The organism is Nonomuraea typhae (assembly GCF_009760925.1).
Taxonomy (GTDB): Bacteria; Actinomycetota; Actinomycetes; order Streptosporangiales; family Streptosporangiaceae; genus Nonomuraea; species Nonomuraea typhae.
On sequence record NZ_VRLV01000022.1, the window covers coordinates 126,307 to 150,106 of the forward strand.

31 protein-coding genes are annotated in these 23,800 nt (G+C 69.1%); 12 read left to right on the forward strand and 19 right to left on the reverse strand.

Annotation, left to right across the window (positions count from 1 at the left end):
• Positions 1–40: 40 nt before the first annotated feature.
• From FVE25_RS49805 to FVE25_RS54165, 6 genes are all read right to left on the reverse strand, one after another.
• Positions 41–835, reverse strand: coding sequence for an alpha/beta fold hydrolase (locus FVE25_RS49805; protein ID WP_157254417.1), 795 nt, complete (start codon positions 833–835; stop codon positions 41–43).
• A 110-nt stretch (positions 836–945) separates the two neighbouring features.
• Positions 946–1,824, reverse strand: coding sequence for an aldo/keto reductase (locus tag FVE25_RS49810; protein ID WP_157254418.1), 879 nt, complete (start codon positions 1,822–1,824; stop codon positions 946–948).
• Between the two features lie 27 nt (positions 1,825–1,851).
• Positions 1,852–3,021: an SGNH/GDSL hydrolase family protein gene (locus tag FVE25_RS49815; protein ID WP_157254419.1), complete on the reverse strand. Its 1,170-nt coding sequence runs from the start codon at positions 3,019–3,021 to the stop codon at positions 1,852–1,854.
• Positions 3,018–3,344, reverse strand: a complete 327-nt coding sequence (locus FVE25_RS54765) for an FAD-dependent monooxygenase (RefSeq protein ID WP_343046191.1) — start codon at positions 3,342–3,344, stop codon at positions 3,018–3,020. Before FVE25_RS54765 ends, FVE25_RS49815 begins: the two co-directional genes overlap by 4 nt.
• 9 nt (positions 3,345–3,353) lie before the next feature.
• Positions 3,354–3,932, reverse strand: coding sequence for a TetR/AcrR family transcriptional regulator C-terminal domain-containing protein (locus FVE25_RS49825; protein ID WP_219825994.1), 579 nt, complete (start codon positions 3,930–3,932; stop codon positions 3,354–3,356).
• Positions 3,929–4,075 carry a hypothetical protein gene (locus tag FVE25_RS54165; protein ID WP_181019968.1) on the reverse strand — a complete coding sequence of 49 codons (147 nt, stop codon included), beginning with the start codon at positions 4,073–4,075 and terminating at the stop codon, positions 3,929–3,931. The genes FVE25_RS49825 and FVE25_RS54165 overlap by 4 nt, the downstream gene beginning before the upstream one ends.
• Positions 4,076–4,321: 246 nt before the next feature.
• Here FVE25_RS54165 and FVE25_RS49830 point away from each other — a divergent pair, with 246 nt between their 5' ends.
• The 3 genes from FVE25_RS49830 (at position 4,322) to FVE25_RS49840 (ending at position 5,853) form a co-directional block, all read left to right on the forward strand.
• Positions 4,322–4,951: a TetR/AcrR family transcriptional regulator gene (locus tag FVE25_RS49830; protein ID WP_219825995.1), complete on the forward strand. Its 630-nt coding sequence runs from the start codon at positions 4,322–4,324 to the stop codon at positions 4,949–4,951.
• A gap of 52 nt (positions 4,952–5,003) precedes the next feature.
• A complete protein-coding gene (locus tag FVE25_RS49835) occupies positions 5,004–5,486 on the forward strand; it encodes a GbsR/MarR family transcriptional regulator (RefSeq protein WP_157254420.1) in 483 nt (160 codons plus the stop codon).
• Positions 5,487–5,616: 130 nt separating this feature from the next.
• Positions 5,617–5,853, forward strand: a complete 237-nt coding sequence (locus FVE25_RS49840) for a hypothetical protein (protein ID WP_157254421.1) — start codon at positions 5,617–5,619, stop codon at positions 5,851–5,853.
• Positions 5,854–5,936: 83 nt separating this feature from the next.
• Here the strand turns inward: FVE25_RS49840 and FVE25_RS49845 are convergent, their stop codons facing one another.
• Positions 5,937–6,674, reverse strand: a complete 738-nt coding sequence (locus tag FVE25_RS49845; protein WP_157254422.1) for a phosphotransferase family protein — start codon at positions 6,672–6,674, stop codon at positions 5,937–5,939.
• A gap of 216 nt (positions 6,675–6,890) precedes the next feature.
• Between FVE25_RS49845 and FVE25_RS49850 the strand changes: the two genes are divergently transcribed.
• Both FVE25_RS49850 and FVE25_RS49855 read left to right on the forward strand, forming a co-directional pair.
• Positions 6,891–8,162 (forward strand): DUF6585 family protein, encoded by a 1,272-nt coding sequence (locus FVE25_RS49850; protein WP_157254423.1) that lies wholly within the window; start codon positions 6,891–6,893, stop codon positions 8,160–8,162.
• An 83-nt stretch (positions 8,163–8,245) separates the two neighbouring features.
• Positions 8,246–8,674: a VOC family protein gene (locus FVE25_RS49855; RefSeq protein WP_157254424.1), complete on the forward strand. Its 429-nt coding sequence runs from the start codon at positions 8,246–8,248 to the stop codon at positions 8,672–8,674.
• On the opposite strand, the gene FVE25_RS49860 is transcribed toward FVE25_RS49855, so the two are convergent.
• On the reverse strand, positions 8,671–9,228 hold the full coding sequence (locus FVE25_RS49860; protein ID WP_157254425.1) for a TetR/AcrR family transcriptional regulator: 558 nt from the start codon (positions 9,226–9,228) through the stop codon (positions 8,671–8,673). The genes FVE25_RS49855 and FVE25_RS49860 overlap by 4 nt on opposite strands.
• A gap of 101 nt (positions 9,229–9,329) precedes the next feature.
• Here FVE25_RS49860 and FVE25_RS49865 point away from each other — a divergent pair, with 101 nt between their 5' ends.
• Both FVE25_RS49865 and FVE25_RS49870 read left to right on the forward strand, forming a co-directional pair.
• Positions 9,330–10,232 (forward strand): NmrA family NAD(P)-binding protein, encoded by a 903-nt coding sequence (locus FVE25_RS49865; RefSeq protein ID WP_157254426.1) that lies wholly within the window; start codon positions 9,330–9,332, stop codon positions 10,230–10,232.
• A gap of 87 nt (positions 10,233–10,319) precedes the next feature.
• A complete protein-coding gene (locus FVE25_RS49870) occupies positions 10,320–11,390 on the forward strand; it encodes an MBL fold metallo-hydrolase (protein WP_157254427.1) in 1,071 nt (356 codons plus the stop codon).
• A gap of 6 nt (positions 11,391–11,396) precedes the next feature.
• Here the strand turns inward: FVE25_RS49870 and FVE25_RS49875 are convergent, their stop codons facing one another.
• From FVE25_RS49875 to FVE25_RS49885, 3 genes are all read right to left on the reverse strand, one after another.
• Positions 11,397–12,023: a hypothetical protein gene (locus tag FVE25_RS49875; protein ID WP_157254428.1), complete on the reverse strand. Its 627-nt coding sequence runs from the start codon at positions 12,021–12,023 to the stop codon at positions 11,397–11,399.
• Positions 12,024–12,094: 71 nt separating this feature from the next.
• Positions 12,095–13,093, reverse strand: coding sequence for an NAD-dependent epimerase/dehydratase family protein (locus FVE25_RS49880; protein WP_181019964.1), 999 nt, complete (start codon positions 13,091–13,093; stop codon positions 12,095–12,097).
• 239 nt (positions 13,094–13,332) lie between these two features.
• A complete protein-coding gene (locus tag FVE25_RS49885) occupies positions 13,333–14,805 on the reverse strand; it encodes an FAD-binding oxidoreductase (RefSeq protein WP_157254429.1) in 1,473 nt (490 codons plus the stop codon).
• Positions 14,806–14,955: 150 nt separating this feature from the next.
• Between FVE25_RS49885 and FVE25_RS49890 the strand changes: the two genes are divergently transcribed.
• Both FVE25_RS49890 and FVE25_RS49895 read left to right on the forward strand, forming a co-directional pair.
• Positions 14,956–16,161, forward strand: a complete 1,206-nt coding sequence (locus tag FVE25_RS49890; RefSeq protein WP_219825996.1) for a serine hydrolase domain-containing protein — start codon at positions 14,956–14,958, stop codon at positions 16,159–16,161.
• Positions 16,162–16,551: 390 nt separating this feature from the next.
• The gene (locus tag FVE25_RS49895) at positions 16,552–17,025 is read left to right on the forward strand and encodes a hypothetical protein (RefSeq protein ID WP_157254430.1); all 474 of its coding nucleotides are present in this window, start codon (positions 16,552–16,554) and stop codon (positions 17,023–17,025) included.
• A 35-nt stretch (positions 17,026–17,060) separates the two neighbouring features.
• Here the strand turns inward: FVE25_RS49895 and FVE25_RS49900 are convergent, their stop codons facing one another.
• From FVE25_RS49900 to FVE25_RS49930, 7 genes are all read right to left on the reverse strand, one after another.
• Positions 17,061–17,564, reverse strand: a complete 504-nt coding sequence (locus tag FVE25_RS49900; RefSeq protein ID WP_157254431.1) for a hypothetical protein — start codon at positions 17,562–17,564, stop codon at positions 17,061–17,063.
• A gap of 78 nt (positions 17,565–17,642) precedes the next feature.
• Positions 17,643–17,819 carry a hypothetical protein gene (locus FVE25_RS49905; protein ID WP_157254432.1) on the reverse strand — a complete coding sequence of 59 codons (177 nt, stop codon included), beginning with the start codon at positions 17,817–17,819 and terminating at the stop codon, positions 17,643–17,645.
• Positions 17,819–18,313, reverse strand: a complete 495-nt coding sequence (locus tag FVE25_RS49910) for a hypothetical protein (RefSeq protein ID WP_157254433.1) — start codon at positions 18,311–18,313, stop codon at positions 17,819–17,821. The genes FVE25_RS49905 and FVE25_RS49910 overlap by 1 nt, the downstream gene beginning before the upstream one ends.
• Complete coding sequence (locus FVE25_RS49915; RefSeq protein ID WP_157254434.1) at positions 18,291–18,863, reverse strand: TlpA family protein disulfide reductase; 573 nt, start codon at positions 18,861–18,863, stop codon at positions 18,291–18,293. The genes FVE25_RS49910 and FVE25_RS49915 overlap by 23 nt, the downstream gene beginning before the upstream one ends.
• Positions 18,860–19,390 (reverse strand): MauE/DoxX family redox-associated membrane protein, encoded by a 531-nt coding sequence (locus tag FVE25_RS49920; RefSeq protein ID WP_343046192.1) that lies wholly within the window; start codon positions 19,388–19,390, stop codon positions 18,860–18,862. Before FVE25_RS49920 ends, FVE25_RS49915 begins: the two co-directional genes overlap by 4 nt.
• Before the next feature lie 5 nt (positions 19,391–19,395).
• Positions 19,396–19,884: a peroxiredoxin family protein gene (locus tag FVE25_RS49925; RefSeq protein WP_157254436.1), complete on the reverse strand. Its 489-nt coding sequence runs from the start codon at positions 19,882–19,884 to the stop codon at positions 19,396–19,398.
• A gap of 422 nt (positions 19,885–20,306) precedes the next feature.
• Entirely contained in the window at positions 20,307–20,729 is a 423-nt protein-coding gene (locus tag FVE25_RS49930) for a hypothetical protein (RefSeq protein ID WP_157254437.1), read from the reverse strand.
• 499 nt (positions 20,730–21,228) lie between these two features.
• On the opposite strand from FVE25_RS49930, the gene FVE25_RS49935 reads away from it, so the two are divergent.
• Positions 21,229–21,393: a hypothetical protein gene (locus FVE25_RS49935; RefSeq protein WP_157254438.1), complete on the forward strand. Its 165-nt coding sequence runs from the start codon at positions 21,229–21,231 to the stop codon at positions 21,391–21,393.
• Positions 21,390–22,886, forward strand: coding sequence for a BTAD domain-containing putative transcriptional regulator (locus FVE25_RS49940; protein WP_157254439.1), 1,497 nt, complete (start codon positions 21,390–21,392; stop codon positions 22,884–22,886). The genes FVE25_RS49935 and FVE25_RS49940 overlap by 4 nt, the downstream gene beginning before the upstream one ends.
• 10 nt (positions 22,887–22,896) lie before the next feature.
• On the opposite strand, the gene FVE25_RS49945 is transcribed toward FVE25_RS49940, so the two are convergent.
• A complete protein-coding gene (locus tag FVE25_RS49945) occupies positions 22,897–23,202 on the reverse strand; it encodes a helix-turn-helix transcriptional regulator (RefSeq protein WP_219825997.1) in 306 nt (101 codons plus the stop codon).
• Positions 23,203–23,356: 154 nt separating this feature from the next.
• On the opposite strand from FVE25_RS49945, the gene FVE25_RS49950 reads away from it, so the two are divergent.
• Positions 23,357–23,734, forward strand: coding sequence for an STAS domain-containing protein (locus tag FVE25_RS49950; RefSeq protein WP_157254441.1), 378 nt, complete (start codon positions 23,357–23,359; stop codon positions 23,732–23,734).
• Positions 23,735–23,800 lie beyond the last annotated feature (66 nt).

Here is a 23,800-nt window from a genome sequence, read left to right on the forward strand (position 1 = left end):
GACCTGCTGGACCGCGGAGCATGGCCCGTCACGACCGCGGTCAGCTCTGTGCGGGGTTGTCGATGAAGTCGCGGATCAGCTTGACCAGGCCGCTGGGGTCGGCGAACCAGTCCATGTGGCCCTCGCCTTCGACCTCCACCAGGCGGCTGCCGGGGATCGCGGCGTGCAGGTGCCGGGAGCCTTCGATGGGGATCATGGCGTCTTCGGCGAAGCCGATCACCAGGGTGGGCGCGGTGATCCTGGGCAGCAGCGGCCGGAGGTCCACGTGGAGACCGAGGTCGATCTGGCGGCCGATGCCCGCCGGCGGCCACGCGTCGGCCAGGGAGTAGGCGAGCCCGTCGTGGCCGAAGCGGTCCAGGGCGGCGGCGCTGAAGCCGGTCAGGGCGGAGAAGCGCTTGAACAGCTCGCGATCGGTCCGCAGCAGCTTGGCCCAGGTCTCGAAGTAGTACCGGTCGCGCGGGCCGGCGGAATGGGCCCAGCCACCGACCAGGATGAGGCTGCGCACCAGGTCGGGCCGGGTGGCTGCGACGGCGGCCGCGGCGACGGCGCCGAGGGAGAAGCCGAGCAGGTCCACCGGGCCGTCGAGCGCGGCGCGGGTGGCCGCGGTGACCTGGTCGGCGATCAGTTCGACGGTCAGCTCGCCGTCGTCGTCGGTGGTCTGGCCGCTGCCGCTGAAGTTGGGCCGCACGACGGTCCTGCTCTGCGTGAAGTGGCCGACGACGTTGCCGAAGACCTTCTCGGCGTCGCCGCCGGTGCCGTGGACCAGCACGAGGCCGGGGCCCTGGCCGTCGAGTTCGTAGTGGACGCGGGTGCCGCGGGCTGTGGTGAAGGGCATGACGAAACCGCCAGTCGTTGAGTCATCTCTCAGAAGGTGAGCGCTAAGATAATCAGCGCTTGCGCGAGTGTCAATTCAATGAGCGCTCACCTAAATCGCGACCGGCTCCTTCAGGGTTCGTCCGACCACTGTCGGGTGAGGCGAGCGACGTCCTCGCTGGTGAGCCGGACGTCTATAGCGGCGAGGTTCTCCTCCAGGTGGACCGTCCGTGAGGTGCCCGGGATCGGCAGCGTGACCGGCGACAGGGCCAGGAGCCAGGCCAGCGCGATCTGCGACGGCGTCGCTCCGTACCCCTTGGCCAGTTCCGCCAGGTCACCACCGGTCCCGGCCAGCGATCCGGCCTGCAGCGGGAAGTAGGGGATGAAGGCGAGCGACTCACGCGCACAGTACTCGAGCACGTCACGATGGCGCTGCCTGGTGAGGTTGTAGATGTTCTGCACGCTGACCACCTCGGCCAGCACGCGGGCCTGCTCGATCTCGGCCACCTCGACCGCGGACAGCCCGATGTGCCGGATCTTGCCCTCCTGCCGCAGAGCCGTCAGTTCACCGAGCTGGTCGGCGAGCGGGACCTGCGGGTCGATCCGGTGAAGCTGGTACAGGTCGATGCGCTCCACCTTCAGCCTGCGTAGGCTCATCTCGACACACTGGCGCAGGTACTCCGGACGTCCCACCGGGGCCCACGCATTGGGGCCCTGGCGGGTGAAGCCGCCCTTGGTCGCGATGACCACGTCCTCCGGGTAGGGGTACAGCGCCTCGGCGATGAGGTCCTCGCTCACGAACGGGCCGTAGGAGTCGGCCGTGTCGATCAGGTTCACCCCCAGCTCGACCGCCCGCCGTAGCACACGCAGCGCCTCTTCCCGGTCGTACGGCGGGCCCCAGACGCCGGGCCCGGTCAGCCGCATCGTGCCCAGGCCGAGCCGTTCGACGGGCAGATCCCCGCCCAAGAGATAGGTGGACAATCGAGCTCCTTCGTTGCTTGTTGATCTCATTGTGCGGCCGGCGCCGTGAAGGATGGATCAGTCGAAGAGGGAGAGGTCGATGGATTCCGCGAGGGCCTCATAGCCCGCGTCGCTGCCGTGGAGGTGGTCGCCCATGTGGAGGTCGCCGCGGATGCGGGTGGGGTCGGCGGGGTCGCGCCACACGGCGTCGAAGTCGAGCACGCCGTCGAAGGCGCCGCTCGTGCGGATCCACGTGTTGACCTGCTCGCGCGCCTTGTCGCCCTCGGGTGAGTACATGTCCGAGCCGCCGTACGGAGCGATGGTCGCGGCGTAGGCCCTCGCACCGTGCGCGCGGGCCCGAGCCGCCAGCTGGAGGTGGGCCGCGATGACGTCGTCCACGGTGACGGGCGCGCCGGGAAACATCTCGAGGAATCCGGCGGTCTCCTCGGTACGCGGGGCGAAGGAGAAGACGAGGTCGTTGCCCACTGCGATCACCACGTGACCGAGGCCCGGCGTGGCGAGGACGTCGCGGTCGAAGCGGGCCAGAGCGGCGGCGCCGATGCCGTCGGCGAGCATGCGGTTGCCGCCGATGCCCTGGTTGACCACGCAGAGCGTCTGCCCGCCGCGGGCGGCCAGGCGCGTGGCGAGCAGGTCGGGCCAGCGCCGATCCGCGCCGGGGGTGGAGCCGATGCCGTCGGCGCGCGAGTCACCGATGACGACGATGGCCTTGGCCGGCGCGTCGGGCCGCACCTCCACCGCCGCGATCAGGGCTTGCGCCAGCAACGGGGCCGCGTCCGCGGGCGGTGACGCGAGTGCGGTCGCGTCGCCGGGGATGATCCAGCCGAGCGCATGGAAGGTCCCGTGGCAGGTGGGGGCGGCGACGCTGCCGGGCAGGTAGAGGCTGATCGTCAGCCGCGACAGAGCGGGGATGCGCAGATCGATGGGGTCACTGAGGATCGGCGCGCCCGCCGGTACCGTGGCGGTCGGCTGGCCGCCGAAGGTCACCGCATGGTCGCTTCCCTCGTGGATCCCGCCGCCGGAGCCCGCGATCGCGACGCGGGCGGCGCCGATGGTCAGTGGGGCGGTGCCGTACTCATTGCTGATGCGGATGCGGACGCTGTGCCCGCCGCCGCTGACGCGGACGACTTGCCGCAGCGTCGCGTTCTCGAAGGGCTCGACGAAGGCGACGGAGTTGTCCGGAGACTGCGGCGAGGCGCCCCAGGTGCGGACCCACGCGAAAGCGGTCATGGGCGTTGTCCTTTGGTCGTCGGTGTCACGGCCGATGGTGAAGGTCGGCGGTGTTGTGGCGCTGGTGTTCCGGAGTGCCGAACCACTGGTCGCCACCTGGGCTCGGGACCAGTCGAGCACCGCGGCGCCGACGGGATGGCGCTCGCTGGTGTAACTGTCGAGCAGGCCCTCGGCCGCATGCCGAGCGGAAGCGCCGTCAAGGGCGGGTTGTGGTCCTGGTCCCGCTCGAGTACCAGGACGGAACATCCGGCCAGAGCAAGCTCGCCCGCCAGGAACAGGCCGACTGGGCCGGCACCCGCGATCACGACGTGGTGCATGAACATTCCTTCCGGTCAGCGGAGGTTGGCGATGCCGGCGAGGACGAGGGCGATGCCGGCGAGGAACTGCTCGCGGTCGTCGTGTTCGCGCATCTGGCCGGCGATGGCGTGCATGAACGGGTACTCATCGGGATCGAGTTCCCGCCAGGCCGTCGAGGTTGCGTCGAAGACCTCTTCGCGGTCCGCGTCGGGCCTGATGCCCGAGGTGTCCCCGTCGATGCGGGCGTTCTGGCTGACGGCGCCGAGGATGTAGTGCACCAGCGTCGAGGTCGCGTAGAACCAGGCGGCCTCGGGCACGCCCAAGGCGCCCACCTGCCGGCCGATCCTCTCGAAGATCCCCACCGTCACCGGCCCGGCCGAGTTTCGGATGATCTGGAGGGTCAGCCGCGTGGCAAGCCACTGGTGCTCGGCGATCGCGTCGAACAGAGCCAGCGCGACGGTGCGGATCTCGTCTTCCGGCGCAGCCGAAGCCCGGCCGGGCTTGGTCGCCAGAGCCGCGGTGATGACGGTTTCCGTCGCGGTGTCCAACAGCTCATCCCGGGTGCCCACGTGGTAGTAGATCGCCCCGGACCCGGTGGCGAGGCGCTCGGTCAACGCCCGGACGGCCCGCTCGCGACGAGCGCGACATCCGTGCCGCAGACCCCCGCCGACGCGATGTCCAGCCGGACGCCCGGCCCCTCCGGGGCGACCACGTCCTGCACCTGGATCCCATCGCCGGTGTTCCTGACAGCCAGCACTCTGTTTCCTCCCCCGTGGCTCCGTCCGGTTGCCAGACGCGACCCACACCTCTTAAGCAAACGACGTTCGCTTAAGTTTGGCGATCTCGTTTCGCTTGTGCAAGGCATGGGAGGCTGGACTCCGACATGACACGAGAGAAGCCCAGCTCAGCGGAGCGCGCCCGTATCTCGTCGCCGGATCGGCCGGGCTCCGCGTCCTGGTGGCTCGCGCGCGGCGAGCCGCCCACGCGCAGGCGGCGGAATCGGATGCTTTCCCTGGAGGCGATCGCCGACACCGCGCTGCGCCTGCTGGACGAGCACGGCATCGAGGCGATGACCATGCGGCGACTCGCCGAGGAACTGGGCTGCAGCCAGTCTTCGCTCTATCGGCACGTCCGCAGCCGGGACGAGCTGACGATCGTCGTGGCCGACCAGGCCATCCGGCTGGGGATGCAGCCACCACCCCCTGGCCTGGACTGGCGGTCGGAGGCGGAGTGGCTGGCACGCGCCTTCCGCGGCTTCCTTCTCGCTCATCCCTCCGTCGCCCTGCTCCTGCGCGGCACCGAGCGCCTCGGGCCGAATTCGCTTCGGGGAGTGGAGGTCGCGGTCGATCGGTTCATCGGCGCGGGGCTGAGCCCGCGGCACGCAGCGGCTGCCGCCGGCGCGCTGGCCACCTTGATCATCGGCTCCGTGCAGTTCAACCTATACCTCGACGCCACCGATCCGGGGGAACAGCAGGCACGTCAAGCACTGTACGAACGTCTCGATCCGCAGACCCATCCCCGGATGGTGCGGCATGCCACCGACATCGCCGGGGTGGGCAGCGATGAGGAATTCGAGTTCGGGCTGAGGATGCTTCTGGACGGCATCGCGGCCGCGGTCCGTCCACCAAGATAACCGAGATGACACTTATTTGTGTTATCTCAGTTATCTGCGCTACCTTCGTCTCATGACGACGCCGGAGCAGCTGGCCTTCACCGATCGCATGGCCCACTTCTACGCACGGGAGTACGGTTTCCCGCCCGTGGCCGGCCGAGTGCTGGGCTACCTGCTCATCTGCCGGCCGCCCCAGCAAAGCATCGCCGAGCTGGCCGAGGCCCTGATGGCCAGCCGCAGCGCGGTCACCGGAGCGGTCGCCCTGCTCGCCGACCACCGGGCCGTGCGCCGCTCCCGCAGTGCGGGCCAGCGCATGGATCACGTCACCGTCGACTCCCGCGCCCTCGACCCCACCGGCTTCGCCGCGGAGATCTACCAGCAGCAAGCCGTCCTCGCCCGGGAGGCGCTGGCCCTGCTCGACGACGGCGACTCCGAGCGCCAGGCGATCCTCGCCGAAGCCGCCGCCTACCACGACTTTCTCGCCGATCGCATGGCCGCGCTGCTGGCCGAATGGCAGTCCAAGCGCGAGGAGCTCGGTTTCCCCCAGAAGGGCTGACCCGCGATGAACGTCCCCGCCGCCGACACCCACCTGCACGTCGCCGACCACCCCGGCCGGAAGCCCGAGCTGCTCTTCCTCAACGGCGGCTTCGCCACCACCGGGCATTGGCAGCCCGTCCTGCGCAGGCTTGGCGGCGCTGAGGGTGCCGACCGTCTTCGTGGTCGGCACCGGCAAACACTCGGGCGCCACGGAGGCGGAGGTGCGCACCATGCGGGCCGCCGTTCAACTCGCCGTGGAGCGCAACGAGCTGGTCTCCGTCTTCGCGACCTCACCGGCCAACCACGTCCGGATCCTGGCCAAGGATGCGGGTACGGTGGCCGCCGCCATCGAGGCGGTCGCCGCGGCCGTACGAAGCCGCGCCTGACCGGCGCACCCGTGCCAAGGCCCGGTCGGCGTCCGCCCAGCGGATCGACGCGGCGGAACGGCGATCGTAGCCCCGTCGCGGCCTCACATCTGGGATCTCAGCACGTCGACCTCGCACCCTGGCGAGGAGGGGTCGAAGCCGTGCTCGATCAGCCAGCGGACCGCCAGCAGGCTGCGCAGCGACCACCACGCGCGGATCACGTCGAGGTCGACGTCGGCGCCGTAGCCGGCGAGGACGTCGCCGAGGTGCTCCCGGTGTCCGAGCGTCAGGATGGCGAGGTCGAACAGGGCGTCACCCGGGCCCGCCTCGGACCAGTCGAGCACGCCGGTGATCTTGTCGCCGTCGGTGAACACGTGGGCGACCTGCAGATCGCCGTGCGTGAACACCGGCGTCCACGGCCGGAGCGCGGCCTCGGCGACCTGGCGGTTGCGCGTGACCAGGTCGGCGGGAAGGACGTCGTTGGTGATGAGCCACGCGCATTCGCCGTCGAGGTCCGACGCGATCTCGTCGACGCTCCGGCCGGGCCATGGCGGCAGCGGCGCGTCGTGCAGCATCCGTACGGCGGCGCCGGCCGAGGCCCATGCCGCGGGCGAGGCGGTCGACGGCTTTCCGAGGCGGGCGAGAGCCGTCCCGGGGAGGGCGGCGAGCGCGAGCACCGGCGGCTCGCGCCACAGGACCTCCGGAGTCGGGACCGGCGCCATGGCCATCGCCTCGACCTCGACGTCGGTGCGCCCCTGATCGGCGTCGATCTTCAGGAACACCTCGCCGACGCGCAGGGTGGCGCACTCGTGATGGGCGACGACGACCTCGACCTGCTCCACGCCGGCCATTATCGCGGGGATATTCACCGACGTCGCCGGATTTATCGCGGGCTACGCCCACGCAACGGACTTCCTACATGACTGACATGTTGAGCGGAGATGTTAGATCATGGGCGCGTGAATGATCAGATTAGCGACATAGCAGCCCAAAATAGACTTGGCCAGCCGGGGCCGGTCTACGGGCCTGCGGGTGGAGCTACGCCCTGGGATCGGGAGATGCACCTCTTCGAGCAGGGCGTGGTCGTCCGGTCGGCGGATGGCAGGGTGCAGGGCTTCCGCTGGGATTCGGTGACCGTGCTGAAGGATGTCATCGACCCGTTCAGAAGCGTGTACTCGCTGAACGACGGGGTCGCGCCGCCCGTGGTGATCGATGGGTTCGACCGGCCGGAGGAATGGGGCCCCGCCATTCACGGCGCCGTCCTGCAGGCGCATCTTCCGCAGGCTCGGGCGGCGCTGCAGGCCGGCCGTACCGTCACGTTCGGCGAGCTCGCGGCCACCCCGCAGGCACTGATCACGCCGACCGGCGCGGTGCCGTGGCCGCAGATCGGCGCGGTCAAGGTCGAGAACGGCGCCGTCTCGGTCAGGGTACGGGAGCAGTGGCGGCCGGTGACGACCACTCATGCCCGGGACATCCAGAATTTCCTGGTCCTGTTCACGCTGATCGAGGAGCTCAAGGGCGGGGGCGGCGCACCGGCCTCCCGGATGGGCTGGGTGATCGGCGGTGTCGCGAGCGTCCTGGTCGTCGCCCTGGTCACCGGGGGGATCGTCGTGGTCAAGCGCCTGGTCAGGTCGGGCGTCAGCCAGGGCGTGACCGCTGCGCGGGAGACCGCCACGCCTTCGGCGTCGCCGTCGGACACTCCCTCCACCCCACTACAGCCCTCGGACACGTACACGCCGACCCCCTCCCCCTCCGAGGAGCCGTTCGATCCGGTCGTTCTCGGCGACGAGGACACCGATCAGACCCCGATCACGCCGGACGCGCTTCTCGCGAGCTCCTTCACGAGCCGCAAGGGCGTGCGCTACACCCTCAAAGCAACCAGGTCGGACGACTGTCCCGCATGGTTCCAGTCAGGACATGTCCGGCAGATTCTTCGCAAGGCGCGATGCGGTGAGATGATCTCCGGCATCTACGCCAGCGCGAATTCCACCAAGAGCAATCGCATCATGGTCGTCATCCGGGTGATTCCGCTCAGGAACGCGAACACCGCCGAAACCGCGTGGAAGAAACTCCGGCCCGGTTCGACCGACTGGGGCTTCATGTGCCCCATGAAAGGCCCCGGCTCCCACCTGTGCGCGAACGGGGCCGGTAGCTGGTCCTCGGCGTATCTCTACGGATGGACCCGGCAGAGCCATCGGTACGTCATCGCGTCCCTGGCGCTGTACGAGAACCTCGCCACCGGCAGGAGCGCCAAGCCCTGGCTCAGTGACGCCTCGAAAGCGGCGCTGGAGGCCGGCGGGCCCATGGTCTACCACGACGGCACCAACTGATCGAACCCCGGAGGCCGGCTACGAAAACTGTCAGTCGCGCGGCATAGCATCCGGGTGCCGACCCGGACCTCGAAAGGCGGACCATGGACGTAGAAGTACAGGTGGCGTTCGACTGCGCCGACCCGCAGAAGCTGGCCGAGTTCTGGGCGGAGGCGATCGCCGGCTACGCCTTCCCGCCCCCGCCCGACGGCTATGCCACCTGGGAGAGCTGGGCCGATGGCGAGAACATCCCCGAAGCCGAACGCAACACGATGCGCGTGCTGATCGACCGGTCCGGCAAGCGGCCCAACCTCTACTTCCAGCAGGTTCCCGAGACCAAGGCGGCCAAGAACCGTCTCCACCTCGACATCACGGTCTCCCGCGGGCTCTCGGGCGAGGAGCGCACGGACCGGGTCGAAGAGGAAGTGGCTCGCCTGACGAAGCTCGGGGCCACGGTGGTGGAGCGGCGCACGCCGCCGGAGCGCTGGGTCGTGATGGCGGACGTCGAAGGCAACGAGTTCTGCGTCTGCTAAGCCGGCGAGGAGCTCAATCCCGCCACGACGAGCCGGAACAATCGCTGCGCCGCGGCGGCGGGGTCGGGGTGGTGTTCCGTGGCCAGGGCCAGGCCGGCGGCCAGGGTGATCAGGTCGGTGGCGGTGACCTCCGCGGCCACCACGCCGTCGTACTGGGCACGCCGAAGCAGGGGGCCCGCCGCCTCTTCCAGCGTCGCCGAGCAGGAGTTCTCGTGAGCCGCGCCGTCGTAGGCCAGCGTGGCCGCCAGCCCCCGGGCGGTGACGCAGAAGGCGACGACCTCGCTCAGCCATTGCAGGAGTACGGACCGGCCGTCCTCCTGGCCGGACAGGTGGTGGGCGCGGGCCCGCAGTTCCTCGATCCGCTTGCGTGAGACCGCCTCCAGCAGGTCGCGGCGGGTGGGGAAGTGCCGGCGCACGGTCGCCGAGCCGACCTGCGCGGTGCGGGCGATCTGTTCCAGGGAGGCGTCGGCCCCATGAGTGGCCACCTCCTCCTCAGCCACGGCGAGGATGCGCGCGTAGTTGCGCCTCGCGTCCGCGCGACGGGTCTCGGGCACGACGTCACCTCCGGCTTTACTAAACGGCGGACCCCGCCATATCGTACTCGTACAGAAACGGCGGGCCCCGCCGTTTTCATAAGTGTGCCCTGAGGAGCGTCATGTCCACAGTTCCCGCGCCCGTTCTGGTCACCGGCGCCACCGGCCGGCAGGGCGGGGCGACCGCCCGTGCTCTGCTGGCGGCGGGTGTGCCCGTACGCGCCTTGGTGCGCGATGCGGCCACCGATCGGGCCAGGGCCGTTGCGGCGCTCGGCGCCGAGCTGGTCACCGGCGACCTTTACGACCGTGCGTCCGTGGTCCGGGCCGCCGCGGGCGTCCGCGCCGTCTTCTCGGTGCAGATGCCCGCCTTCACCGCCGACGGCCCCGACTTCGGCAGCGAGGTGACCCAGGGCGTCAACCTCGTCGAGGGCGCGAGGGCCGCCGGAGTGCGGCAGTTCGTGCACACCTCCGTCTCCGGCGCGGACCGGCACGCGGACACGCCCGGCTGGGAGACGATGCAACCGGCCATGGGCGCCAAGACCGCGATCCAGGATCGGGTCCGTGCGGCCGGGTTTCCCTCCTGGACGCTTCTCAAGCCGGGCTTCTTCATGGAGAACTTCCTGCCCTCGATGCGGTACATGTTCCCGCACGGCATCGACGGCGGCCTGATCACCGCCCTGCGGCCCGGGACCCGGCTGCCCCTGATCGCCGTGGACGACATCGGCGCGGCCGCCGCCGCGGCCTTCGCCGCGCCCGAACGGTTCGACCGGGTCGAGCTGGAGCTGGCGGGCGACTACCTGCCGATGACCGAGATCGCGGCGGTCCTCTCCCACGTCCTGGGCCGGGACCTGCCCGCTCCCGACCTGTCCGGGGAGGAGGCCGTCGCCGCCGGCATGCCGGCGATGGGCCTCTCGCTCCTGGGGCTGAACGTGACCGCCCAGCCGGCCCGCCCGCGGTACGCCAGGGACCTGGGCATCCCGCTCACCGCCTTCGAGGCGTGGGCGCGGGCGTACATGACTACGTAGTTGTCGCCGACGCGAGGGCACCCGTCGTCGTGGAAGCGTCATCTCGTCGAGGGGAGCGAATCCGTGAATGCCCACGCGTCAGGTCAGGTGACCAGGCGAACACTTCTGCGTTCGAGTGCCATCGCCGCCGGCATCGCCGCGGCCGGAGCCCAGCCGGCGCCCGCCCTGGCGGCTACGCCCTCCGGCGGAACCGACCTGGTCCTGCTGGGAACGGCGGCCGGCCCGGTGCCGTCGAGCGGGCGCTTCGGCATCGCCAGCGCGCTGGTCGTCCGCGGCAACGTCTACATGGTCGACTGCGGTCGCGGCGCGGTGTCGCAGTACATGCGTGCCGGCCTGGACCCGGTGCGGCTCAAGGGCGTCTTCGTCACCCACCTCCATGCCGACCACATCGCCGACTACGTCAACATCGCGATGTACATGGCGCCGGCGATCCTGTCGCAGACCGGCGCCATCCCGCGCATCGACGTGTACGGCCCGCCCAGCGCCGGCGCCCTGCCCGACGTCCCCGGCGCGAAATGGGTCGCCCCGCACCGCCCGACCCCCGGCCTCGCCGACCTGACCAGGCTCTCCAACGAGGCCATGGCCTACTCCAGCAACACCTTCATCGCCGAGAGGATCGGATTCGACCCGGCCGCCGCCCTCCGCGTCAACGAGATCAGGCTGCCGGACGTGGGCGCGTCCCCGACCGGCGACACGGCGCCGGTCATGAAGCCCTTCCCCGTGATGAGCAACGACGACGTCGAGGTGACGGCCATCCTGGTCTCCCACGGCGTCGTCTTCCCGAGCCTGGCCTACAGGTTCGAGACGGAACACGGAAGCGTGGTCTTCTCCGGGGACACCACCGTGACGCCGAACATCCCCACCCTCGCCGACGGCGCGGACATCCTCGTCCACGAGGCCGGCGATCCGCAGTGGTGGCACGAGCACGGAGCCTCGGAGCACTTCGTGGAACACATGCGCGCCACACACACGGACGTTCTCGAGCTGGGTACGGTGGCCCGGCAGTCGGGCGTCGAATCCCTGGTGCTCAGTCACATCGGCGATTTCCAGTCGCACGCGCAGTGGCAGCGCCGCGCCCGGACCGGCGCGCTCGAGGCCGGTTACCGGGGCAGGATGATCGTGGGAAAGGACCTCATGCGCCTCAGCGTCCGGCGCTGAGCGAGCTCACCCCAGGAACTTCGCCGGCGCCAGTTCGAGGAACGCCGTCATCGCCGCCCGCAGCCGGGCGGCCTCCGGGCTGCCCGGCACGACCGTCCCGCTGCGGAACGTGAGCTCCAGGACCCGGTCGCCATCGCGCATCAGAAGGGTGCTGATCTGGCCGAGCTGCCCGTCCGGCCCGGCGAGCATCGTCCGCATCAACGCGCCGCCGGCGAACTTCTGCTCGATCCGGAGCGGCTCGATGGGGTCGTCGGCCGGGTCTACCACCTGGATGGCGATCTCCTCACCGCCGATGTTGATCGTCCAGGAGTCGCACTCGGCGTAGATCTGCCGCATGTCGGCCATCCACGCCTCGGCCGCCCCCGGCACCCGCTCGGAGGCGCCCTCGTCGATGACGATCGTGGAGTCGGAGTTCACGAAGGAGGTCCTGACCTCTTTCGCGGCCTTGTCGGTGAACGTCCTGTTCAGCAACGCGGTGCTTTCCGGCGTCGGCCCGGTCATCGGTGGCGGGTCCTCATCCGAGGAGGGCGCGGCCATCTGGGTGAAGTCGCCGAGCCCGGCCCCGGTCAGATCGGCGGCTGCGAGCAGCAGTTGCTCAAGATCCCGGGGCTCGATGATCGAAGGGTCAGACACGATCCCGCAATTCCTCTCAAAGACGGACAGATGGTACGGCGGGCATCACTCTAACCGCATCACCAGTGGCGTCAGAGCCTGGCCAGGAGGCGCTGCTCCGCGACGGGGTCGGTCCAGTTCGAGGGGTCGGTGCCGAGCGGGTGCGGCGGCGGGTCGCCTTCGGCCTGGAGCCAGGCCCACGTGTCGGCGAGGGTGTCGCGCAGGGGACGGACGGTCAGTCCGGCGTCGAAGACGGCGCTGGTGTCGGCGTCGTTGATGCCGACAGGCCGCGAGCCGTCGGGCATGTACATCGACAGTTCCCTGCCGAGCCCCAGACCCTCGCCGGCCAGCACGTCGTAGGGGGTCCAGACCAGTTCGGCGGTGGAGCCGGTCACCTCCATCGCGGTGGTCAGCAGTTCCTCCACGGTGATGTCATCGGGGCGTCCGGTGACGATGTAGCTGCCGCCGAGCCGGCGCTCGGCCGAGCCCACCAGCCAGTCGGCCATGTCGCGAACGTCAAGGTACTGCAGCGGTGTGTCGCGCGGATCGGGGGCCAGCACGCGGCCGCCCTTCTCCAGGCGGCGCAGCCACCACGGGATGCGGCCGACGTTCTCGTAGGGGCCGAGGATCATCCCGGCCCTGGCCAGCAGGGAGCGCTCGCCGAATGACTCCAGCACGGCCAGTTCGCCGCCGCGCTTGGCCGCGGCGTAGTCCGAGCCGTCCTCGCTGTCGGGGTCGCCATCGACCAGCGCGGCGCTCTCGTCGTCGCCCGGTGCCCATGGCCAGCTGTACACGCCACGCGTGGAGACGTAAACGTAGTGCCGCGCGCGGTCGGCCAGCAGGCGGGCGCTGTCACGCACGACGCGCGGCGCCAGGTACCAGGTGTCGATCACCACGTCCCATGCGCCGCCGTCGAGCGCGGCCTTCATCGCCGCCGGGTCGGTGCGGTCGGCGATGAGCGCCCGGACGCCGGGAGCCGGTGGGCGGCTGACGCCGCGGTTGAGGGTGGTCACTTCGTCCCCGCGCGCCAGCGCGGATTCGACGACGGCACGGCCTACATGATGCGTGCCGCCCAGGACGAGCAGTTTCATGCGTTTCCTTAGACGAGGGCGGGGTTGAAGGGGACGGGGGCGAGCTGCGCGGCGGATCCGTCGGGCCGCTTGGCGTACCAGAACCCGCAACGGTCTTTCATGCCCTGTGCCCCCGCCGTCGGAGTGTTCGCGACATCTCAGAAGTTACGTTGCATACATGAGATCGTCAATTGCCAATACACGAACCAACGTGCAAATATGCAGCTCCAGACCACGAGTTTGTTGCACGATCATGACTGTTAATGCAACGCCTGCATTGCACGATTCTGACTGCCGATCGCCTGGGCGTGGCGGAAGCGCCCGGTGGGGTCGTAGCGATCCTTGATCTCGGCCAGGCGTGCGTAGTTGGCCCCGTAGTAGGCGTGCTGCCAGCCGGGCAGGTCGGGATCGGGGAAGTTGACGTAGGCGGCGTCGGTGCCCAACCGGCCGCGCAGGAGCTGGTGCAGGGCGCCGGTCTGGGCCAGCAGGGCGTGCACCTGGCCGGTGGGCGTGCCGGGGCTCCAGTGGGTGCCGATGTCGATGACGTAGGTGGCCGCTCGATGGGGGTAGGCGCTTTCGTCCGGGCGGGGAGCGGCACCGGCGGCGCCCATGGCGAACAGGGTGAGGTAGCCGGAGGCGCGGGCGGGGCCGGGCCGGAAGGTGCGCGCCCATTCGACGATGTGAGTGAGCGTTTCGGCGTCCAGCCACCTGTCGGGTACCAGCGACCTGCTGGCGTAACAGTCCTTCTGGCCGGGACGCTCCATGAGGTAGTCCTGCCCGGCCCAGAAGCCGGACTCCTGGATGCGGGCGACGCTCGGGCGCAGCTCCAGCAGCGGGGCCAGCAGCCGTCGCAGGCCGGGCTCGTCGCCGAGGCGCTGGCCGAGCACCCCCACGCCGGTCTGCTTGACGCCGATGCGCACGTCGAACTCGCCCGACTCGTCGGCGTGCAGGACGTGCTGCAGTTCCTCGGCCACGCGCACCCCGGAGGCTAGGGGGAAGACCAGGTCGAAGACGGTGACGCGCTGGCGGTCCACGCGTACGGCGTCGAAGACGAAGGCGGTGTTGATCCCGAAGTTGCCGCCCCCGCCGCCGCGGCAGGCCCACAGCAGATCCGGGTTTTCGTCCTCGGCGGCCCGCACGATGCTGCCGTCGGCCAGCACCAGCCGGGTCTCGACCAGATGATCGCAGGTCAGGCCCCATTTGCGGTCGTTGAAACCGAGTCCTCCGCCCAGCGTGAGACCGGCCACCCCGACGCCGGGGCAACGCCCGCCGGGGAAGTACAGGCCCGCCTCGCGGGCGGCGTACACGTCGGAGTTGGTGGCGCCGCCGCCGAGATGCAGCCGCCGCCCGCGCGCGGCCACCTGGTTCAGCGGCCGCACGCTGATGACCAGCCCGGTGGTGGCCGAGTGCCCGGCGTAGTTGTGGCCGCCGGAACGGGCCGCGAACGGTATCCGGTGCTCGGCACACCAGCCCAGCGCGGCCCGCACATCGTGCTCGGTGGCACAGGCCAGCACCCCGGCCGGCCGTACCGCCGCGTAGCGCTGGTTGTCGACCGTGGCCAGGGAGGGATATTCGCGCTCGCCCGGCCGATACAGCCGGGCGGCGGGGCTCAGCCTCGCGCGCAGCTGCCGCCAGGCGGCGGGCTCCGGCCGGGTGAACCACTCCGGCGCCAGCGCGGCCCCCGCCGCAACCCCGGCTCCGGCCCGTAGAAGATCTCGTCGGCTGACCGCCATATCGTTCCCTCACCCTCGATGACCTGCAGCGCCACGGTAGGCAGCGGCCCGCGTCCCGGCCGTGACGGCATCCGGTCTTCGAGGAAGCCTCGAACAGAGATTTAACTCCCCCGCTGGAACCCTCTGGCCTCAGCATCGAAGGGAGACGACATGTCCAAGGCATCCAGGAGATCCGTGCTCGGCATGCTTGCCGTCACACCGCTGGCCGCCTCAGGGCTGGTAGCCGCCTCGGGCGGTGCCGCGCACGCGCGGCAGAGCGAGCCGTTGCGCGCGTACAAGGAGTACGTCAGCGAGCTGGCGAAGAAGGATCAGTTTTCCGGCGTCATCATGATCGCCCATCGCGGCAGGCCGGTCGTGGCCGAGGCGTTCGGCATGGCGGACAAGAAGCGCGGCATCCGCAACCGTCTCAACACGCGGTTCAACCTGGGGTCGGCGTCCAAGCCGTTCAGCACGCTGGCGATCGTCCAGCTGGCCGAGCAGGGCAAGGTCGAGTTCTACGACAAGCTCGGAAAGTATCTGACCGGCTTCCGCCCGGAAGTGGCCGACAAGGTCACCATGCACCAGATGCTCACCCACACCTCCGGCATGAGCAGCCTGCCGTTGGATCCCAAGCTGATCACCTACAGCAAGGAAGAGCTCCTGGAGATCAACGCGAAGGCGCTGCGCGGGGGCGAGCTCCAGTTCACGCCCGGGACTCAGAGCCAGTACGGCGGGGCCGGGCTCGACGCGCTCGGCGAGATCGTGACCAAGGTGACCGGCATGTCGTACTGGGACTACGTGCACGAGCACATCTTCGACGCCGCCGGCATGACCGGTTCGCGGTACTACACCAGGACGGAGTGGCTGGCCGACAGCGGCATCGCCCACCCGTACATGCTGCAGGCCGACGGCTCGCGGGTGGACGCCCTGCGCGATCTGAAGGCCAGCGCGGTCATCGGCGGACCCGGCACCAATCCGGGGCGGCCGTTCATCGGCATGCCCAGCGGCCACGCCTTCGCCAGCGCACCCGATCTCATCCGGCTCGGGCAGGCCCTGGAGAACCACACCCTCCTGACCGCCCCGTACACCGAGCTGTACGTCGGCCCCAAGTTCCCCTCCCCTCCTCCGCCGGGGGCGCCGTCGCCCGGCGGGGCCCGGCGTGCGGCGTTCCAGGCGTACGGCCTGAACTCCACCATCATGGGTGACTTCCGGGTGATCGGGCACGGTGGCGGCGTGGGCGGCGGCAACGCCAACTGGAACGTCTACATGGGGCACGACTGGACCGGCGTGGTCCTCAGCAACTACGACCTGGAGACGAAGCTGCTCATGGAGATCCTCGGCAAGGAACGGGAGGCGATCACCGCGGTCGCCGGCTGAACCTTGCGGGCGATGGCGTTCGTCACCCAGGACGAGAGCCGTTCACGGCGTTATCGGGAAACGATAGTCCGGCACCTCTCGATTCCGATAATCGAGGGATTCCTTGAACTACCATCCTTTTCTCGCTACATTTTTCACGCGGTTATCCTGCCAACCTCTCGAGGGGATATGGATACCAGAATCGTCCCGATGACGGCGCTCACCTTGCTCACCTTGCTCGCCGCAAGCGGGTGCACAACGGGCAGTACGGCATCCGCCCCGAGCCCCCCGACTCCGGCACCGTCGACCCCGGCACCGTCGACTCCCGCGCCCACCGGTCTGGCCACGCCTGCCGACTACGCCCAGTCCTGCGCCAAGCACGCGCAGATCTGCCAGCCGCAACAGGGAGCCGTGCCCGCGGAGCTCTGGCGGCCCCTGCGTCATCCGGCGGCGTCGTCGTCCTGCCCGGTGACCAAGGGCAGACGCCTGCCGCCCGGCCTGCCCTTCGGCGGAACGGCCTTCGGCGAGGGGCGGGTGCGTGTGGTGCTGGTCGGCGCCAAGGCAGGAGCGCGCATCACCGTCGATCCGGTGCGCCGCGACGGCTGGTACGGCAAGAAGTCCCTGTGGTTCGCCGAACCGTCCTACCAGGGCCCCGTGCTCCTTCGCGGCACGCGCCTGGACAAGCCGGGCGAGGTGGCCTTCGGTGAGGAGCCCCGCTCCCTGGCGGTTCAGATCCCACCGGGGCCGGGGGTGAACAACAGCGGCGGATACCGGCATTGGCCGGGTTCGACGTGGGTGCGATCGCCGGGCTGTTATGGCCTGCAGGCCGACGGGCTGAATTTCAGTGTTTCGATCGTCGTCGAGGTGCGGGCGCCGGGCGGCTGAATTCCGCCCCGCCCGGAAAATGGCCGGGGCGGAATTCAGGAGTACCCCGCGAACACGATGAGAAGCCCCGCGAGGAAGGACAACAGAACGCCGTCCACGGTGCGCCAGCGCATTGTCCGCGCCATCGCGTCAAAGAAACCGCCGGCGTTCTTCCTGTCCATCTGCCGCATGATGCCGGCCACTCTGCCCGCGGCGTGCAGGGCGCCGCTTGCCGCACCCATGACGAGTGGCTCTGCCGAGGCCGCGGCGAGCAAGGGAAAGAGCCAACTGCCCGCGAAGGCGTTTCTCGTCATCACTCCGGGCCCGAGCGTCATTCCCCAGATCGCCGTGCGGACGGCGAATGACCGCCCCACCAGCCACTGCGACGGCACCTGCCAGGACCGTCCCGGCGCGCGGAGCGGGAGCGCCAGTACCTGGGCCACCGCGTACGCGACCGTGTAGATCACCGCCGCCCAGACGATGACCGGGCGCGGCACCAAGAAGGCGACACCCATGGTGACCGATCCCCAGAAAACGGCGGCAGGCACGGTGAACGCCACAAGCATCCACGCCCGCCGTACCACCAGAGCTCCTCGCCCGGAGGAGGGGACCGCCAGGGTGGCGGCCGCGTTGACGCCTCAAGGGGAGTCGCTCTTGCCGTAACCGCTGGTCGCGGCGAGGACCGGAGCGGCGAGGAGCACCAAGAGGGGCCCCAGGCCCAGCCGGGTCAGCACGGCGGCGCAGGCCCCGAGAACCAGCGCCGCCGCGATGACCAGCGGTCTCCCGGCCGCCCGGCGAGCCGGCGGGATCGGCATCAGGCGGCGGCGGCTTCCTGCTGGACGCGCGCCATCTCCGCCTTGACCTCGTCGGCGGTGCAGCATCCGGAGCACAGAATGCCCGTTCTGCACCCGCAGGTGGTGCTGCAGGTGCCGCTGCTCTTCTTGCAGTCGTAGCAGAGCCGGAAGCCGCCTCCGCAGGATCCGAGACCGGTGCAGGAAACCCAGTAACCGTCGGAGTAGATGCAGGGGTCGCAGCCGTGGCTGGTTTTGCAGATCACATGTCCCGACGGGCACCCGTTCGTCGGGCAGCCAGAGCAGTAAACGCCCCGCGGCGGGGCGCAGGGGCAATCCACCGCGGCCGCCGCGGACTTCGCCCCGGCGAACTGGCCAACCGCGACTCCCGCGATCAGCGTGGTGGCGCCGGCCAGAGCCCGCTTGAGCCCTTCACGTCGGCTCACCTGGCGAGCCAGTTGGTCTGTTGCGTCCGTCGTATACTTCTCGATCTTGCTACTGGTGCGTTTGAACCACACGCGGCTGTCCTTCCTCGAGAGCGGTGGCGATCTGGTCGGCTGACCATGCTGTGCCCGACGTGAGAACCTTTCCGTCGCGTCCGAGCAAGAAGAAGTACGGCGTGGCGTCCACCTGCCAGTCGGCTTTCACGTGATGACCGATGACAGCGACGCCGGCGCCGAGTCGGGCGAATGCGGGAACACGGGCCACATACTGTGCGGGCTCGCTGGTGACGACGAGAATCTGCGCGTCCCACGCCTTCTGGCCAATGACCGTCTGCAGCCTGCCCATCGCCTCCTCGCAGGCGTAGCAGGACGGGTCGGCGAAGACCACCAGTGCGGCGCGCCCGTTGCCCGGCTCGAAAGCCGACGTGCGCGCGGCATCGGTGGCGTCCGTGTAAGCGAAGCGCGGCGGGGTCGTGCCCGCCGGCAGACCGTGCGCGTGTTCCCGGTCGCGTTTGGTCACCCCGAGCACCCTGGCGAGCTGCCGGTACATGATGATCACCAGCAGGCCGAGAAGGAACAGCAGCACCCACTGGGTCACGGCGAGAAAGACAGGAACCTGAATCATTCGAGCACCCCCGATGTGCGTATCGCCGTCAAGGTGTCCGCGGCCTGCATCACCGCGAACCCCACGAGGACGACGACGGGAACCAGCGCCATGGAGTAAGCGGAATCCCCGAGGCCCGGCGACCCGGCCGAGCCATTCACGTACCACGTGTGAAGAGCAGCGGCGAGAAACAGCGCGAGCGCTCGTCCCGCGCCCCACCCGCCGAAACGCCCTCGGCTGAGTCCACCGAAACAATTGCACTCACGGCCGCGATGGCGAAGGAGCCCCAGAATCGCCACGAGCAGAAGTCCTCCGCAGAACGCCAGCACGGTGAACGCCAGCCAGACCAGGCCGGGCCGCAGCAGTGTCGACGCCCCCAGCCCGGCTTCCCAGAACGCCAGGAACCAGGCCAGGACTTTCGCCGCGCGCCGCGGCACGGGAATGAACACCTGAACTGTGGTCGCGAATTCACCGGCGGTCGCCAGCTTGGCACAACCGGCCGCCAGTAACACCACGGCCACAACCACGGCCGCCGCCGCGCCGAACATTTCCGTCACGCGTCCGTCCTTTCATGGACGCCGGCCAACTGGCACAGCCGCGCCAATTGCCATTGCTGATTGACCAGGCTCGACACCGCGATACGGCCGGCGGGATCGACGATGACCACGAAAGGCATGACCCGCACGTTGTAACGGTGGTAGATCGCGGGATCCACGAGCACCACCGGGCACGGCACGCCGAGTTCCGGCAGCACGCCCACCATGGCCGCGGCATACCTCCTGGCCAGGATGAGCAGCTCGACACCGCCTCTCGCGTCCAGTGCGCGCAGCCCCTCGACGACCTCGGTGAATTCCCTGAGCGAATGGTCGGCGAAAACCAGAACCTGCCAGCGGCCCGGCGCCGGTGAAACATGGACCCGCCCGTCCAGATCAACGGCCTGCCAGGCCGGCGCCCTGGTGCCGGATCTGAGACCGTCACGCTCGACACCCTGATGGCCGAGCATCCCCTGCTTACCGATTTCGATGATGGCCAGTAGCGCCATGAAGACTAGGACCGATGCGCATACGACAAATAACCAGCTGGATACCACGGGTCTCGCTCTCACTGCCCGAATGGGGACGCCATGGAGTCAATACGTCACGGAATGGCTGGGCGAAGTTGATCAATCTTGTGTGAGAGTCGCATATGCCTTGCTGCTTGTCCATATAGAAATGGGCAAGGCGTATTATCCGATGACGGGAATCGTGACCTCGGCCGGATCCGGTTCCGCGTGCAGGATCATCTCCGGCCCTGAGTATTCGGCTCGGGAGTGTCCGCGAGAGACGAGCGTCAGGGCCGCGGTTCCCTCCGGCGGGCACGGGTAGACGTTTTGCCGCAGGTATTGCCGGTGGCTCCTGCTCAGGATCCCTTCCCGGCGAAACTGGGCGACAGGACTCAGCTGCGCGTCCTCGGATGCGCGGTGCATCAGGTAGCGGAACCCCTGGTCGTCGAACGCCTCGGCGAACCCCTCCCACTGGATATCACCGATGGGAGTGCGCTTCGGCAGGCGGCGATCAGGAGGAGGGCCTCCTGCACCGCGGCCGTGAGGGGCGAGTATCTGGCCGGTTCGTCACCGGCCAGATACTCGCCGATCAGACCGATCGGCACCGGGTTCAGGAAGCATCGCAAGGCGGCGTGGCGGTCCGGCTGATCCCAGACGGCTCGTAGCTGCGCCGCCAGGTCGTCGCCCGTTTCGATGCGTTCCGCGATCCAGCCCGCCCACCCGCACCAGATCCACCGCCGCAGGTCGCGGAGTTGACCGGCGATGGGGGTCATCGCTCCACCCGCTTCCGCCTTCAGGCCGACAAGGGAGAAATCTACATACTGCGACGCTGCCGCCAGACCCATAGGACTTCTCCCAGGTTTTCTCCAGTCGCAGCGCGGATGCTAACAACCATGAGGGCGGGAGAGGGAGAACCTCCCCGAAGCGCCGCGGGATCGCGGGCCTGGCCGCTGGTCAAGCCGTCGAGGACGCGTTGCTGGTCTTGGTGGTCCTCCCGCTCGGCTTCCTCCCTCGGTCCTGCTCGAGTGATGGAGTGGGGCACACGGCGTGAGTCTCCTCTGGCTGGGGACGTGGCGCCACCCATAGGCGGCCCTTCGGAGGTGGAAGCCCGAGGGGCCGCCTTTCCATGCCTCAAATGAGGCCCTTCTAGCCTTCGAGGTCGCTGGTAGCGTTTGGAAGCATCGCGCTGTCGGCGAGCTTGAGGGCGAGGCTTCCACCCCCTCTTGCGAGGGTTTCTCCCCTTCTCGCGGACCGGAGTGCGCAACAAGTCCACGTCCCCAGCCAGATGACTCCCGAAGGAGAACCGCCGTGCCTGCCCCCTTATCGGTGGCAGCCGGAGTCATCGTGACTCTGGCATTCTTCGCGCTCCTCGCCTATGTGGTGCGCACGCTGTCCCACGCGAAGGCGGACAAGCGTCTCGTCGGCACCCTGGGTGCCATCGCCGGCCTGCTCATCGCGCTGACCGCCGTCATCTTCGCCCTCCAGGGCGTTCAGGTTCCGACGCCGTGAACACGGGAACCGGCTTCTGGAGCGCGTTGAGCACAGAGGATCGGCGCCGGCTGATGCTGCTGGCGGAAACGCGTTCCTACGACCCGGGGCAGATCCTGGTGACAGCCGGGCGGCGTAGCGAACATGTCCTGGTTCTGCTCGAGGGCTGGGCGAAGGCGGTGCTCCGGACTCAGGACACCGAGCCGCTCCTGCACATCTACGGCCCGCACAGCCTCATCGGGTTCCCGTCAGCGGATCCGGTGCTCCACACGCACACCGTCGTCGCGTTGTCGCCCATCAGGGCGCTCCTGGTGGACTGCGATCTGTTCGGCACCTCGGCCCTGAGCAGCAGAGTGACCACCGCCATGGTCGCCGATCTCAGGACGCGTGAGCACAACATGGAACAGCGCGTGCTGAACCTGTCGAACGGTGATGGAAACCAGCGGATCATCCGGCTCCTGAACGACCTGGCGGAGCGGACCGGCATCACGCATCCGGACCGCTCCGTGAGCTTCCCCTTCCCCGTCACCCAGCAGAACCTCGTCTCCTGGAGCGGGACCTCCAGGGCCACCGTCGGGCGCGCCCTGAGCAGCCTCAGGCGGAAGGGAATCATCGGCGCCGGCCGCCGGCTCACCGTCCTCATGCCGGAGAAACTCGCCCGGAAGGCGGCCGCCCTCGTTCATGTCGCACCTCCGCCGCCATCACGGTCACCCGCCGAGGAGCCGCAGCGCGGCCTGCCGTACGGCACTCTTCAGTTCGAGGTGCTCGGCCAGTTCCGCGCGCACATGGACGGCACGGAGATCGATCTCGGGCCGCCCAAGTCCAAACTCATTCTCGCGATACTCATCCTCGCCGAAGGCAGCCCGGTCAGCCATGAGCGGCTGATGGAACACCTCTGGGGCGGCAACATCCCCGGCTCGGCCACCACCATGTTGTACTCCTACGTCAGCGGACTACGCCGTTCCCTGGAGTCGGGCGCCGACTTCCCCGTCTCGATCGACTACCTGCATCATGCCTACGTGCTCCAGGTGGCCGACGAGCAGGTGGACGTGGTCCGGTTCCGCGGGCTTGTGGCCGCGTCGAACGGCCTCAGTGATCACATTCGCGCGGCGCAGCTTCTCGACAGCGCGCTGCGGCTGTGGGGGGAGGGAACCGTCCTCGCCGGAGTGGCGGGCAAATGGGCCGCTGGACGGCGCCGCCAACTCGAGGAGGAGCACAACGCCGCCTTCCTGAGCTTCTGTGATGTGAAACTGCGCCTGGGCCATCATCGTGAGCTGATACCTCGGCTCGTCCGGCACATCAGGGGAAAGGAGCCGCTCAACGAGGCGCTCACGCAACGGCTGATGCTCGCCTACCACCGTGCCGGCCGCACCGCGGAGGCATTGGCCGCCTATCACGAGATAAGAGACACCCTGGACAAGGAATTGGGACTGTTTCCCGGGATGGGGCTTCAGGAGCTCTACACCCTGATTCTCGGGTGCGACCCGGCGCTCGATGCCATCACCCTCAGCTAGCCACGACCGGCTACGAGCGAGTGGGCAGGTCGCGTTCGGCGAACATGTCGATCAGGCGGCGTACCGGCATCCCGGCTTCGGTGGGATAGCGGAAGGTCAGGTCGGCGTTGAGCTGGTAGCGGTTGTGGCGGCCGACACGCTCGCGGGAGAGATAGCCGGCCTCGTGCAGATCGTTGACGATCGTCTGCACGGTGCGCTCGGTGATGCCGATGCTGGCGGCGATGTCGCGCAGCCGCGCCTCGGGGTCGCGGGCGATCTCCAGCAGCACCCGGGCGTGGTGGGTGAGAAAGGTCCAGCTGGGGCTGTCTGAGCTCACACTCTTCACGCTATCGGTTCCGGCGGCGGGCCGTACCGGGCTTGGGTGGGCTTGGAGGGCTTCCGTCCTGGTTTTGGAGAGAAAGGTCTTTCATGTAATGCACTTCAGGGTTTACCGTGTTGGAGGGACAGAGACTCCCAGGGACGAGGGCATTATGACGGCGCTGCATCTGATCCGCCGCCCCCTGGACGGGGGCACTCTGATCGGTGTTGCCGGCGAGCTGGACTGCACCAATGCCGCCGAGCTGGAGGCGTACATCATCGGTGAACACCCCGATGCCGCCCTCCCCTTGGTGCTGCACCTGAGTGCGGTCACCTTCATGGACAGCTCCGGCCTGCACCTGCTCATCGACCTGCACCACCGCACGGAGGCCGGCGGCGGCAGCCTGCACTTGGCCGCGCCGCACGAGCGGGTGAGCCGGGTACTCCAGATCACCGGCACCGACCGCCTGCTGCACACCCACCCCACACTCGACCAGGCGCTGGCCGCCACCGGCCTGACCGCCCCCGCGACTGCCGACCGCGTCGCCTGAAAGCCCGAAAGCCTGAAGCCCGAAAGCCCGCACGCCCGAAAAGCCCGCACGCCCGAAAAGCCCGCA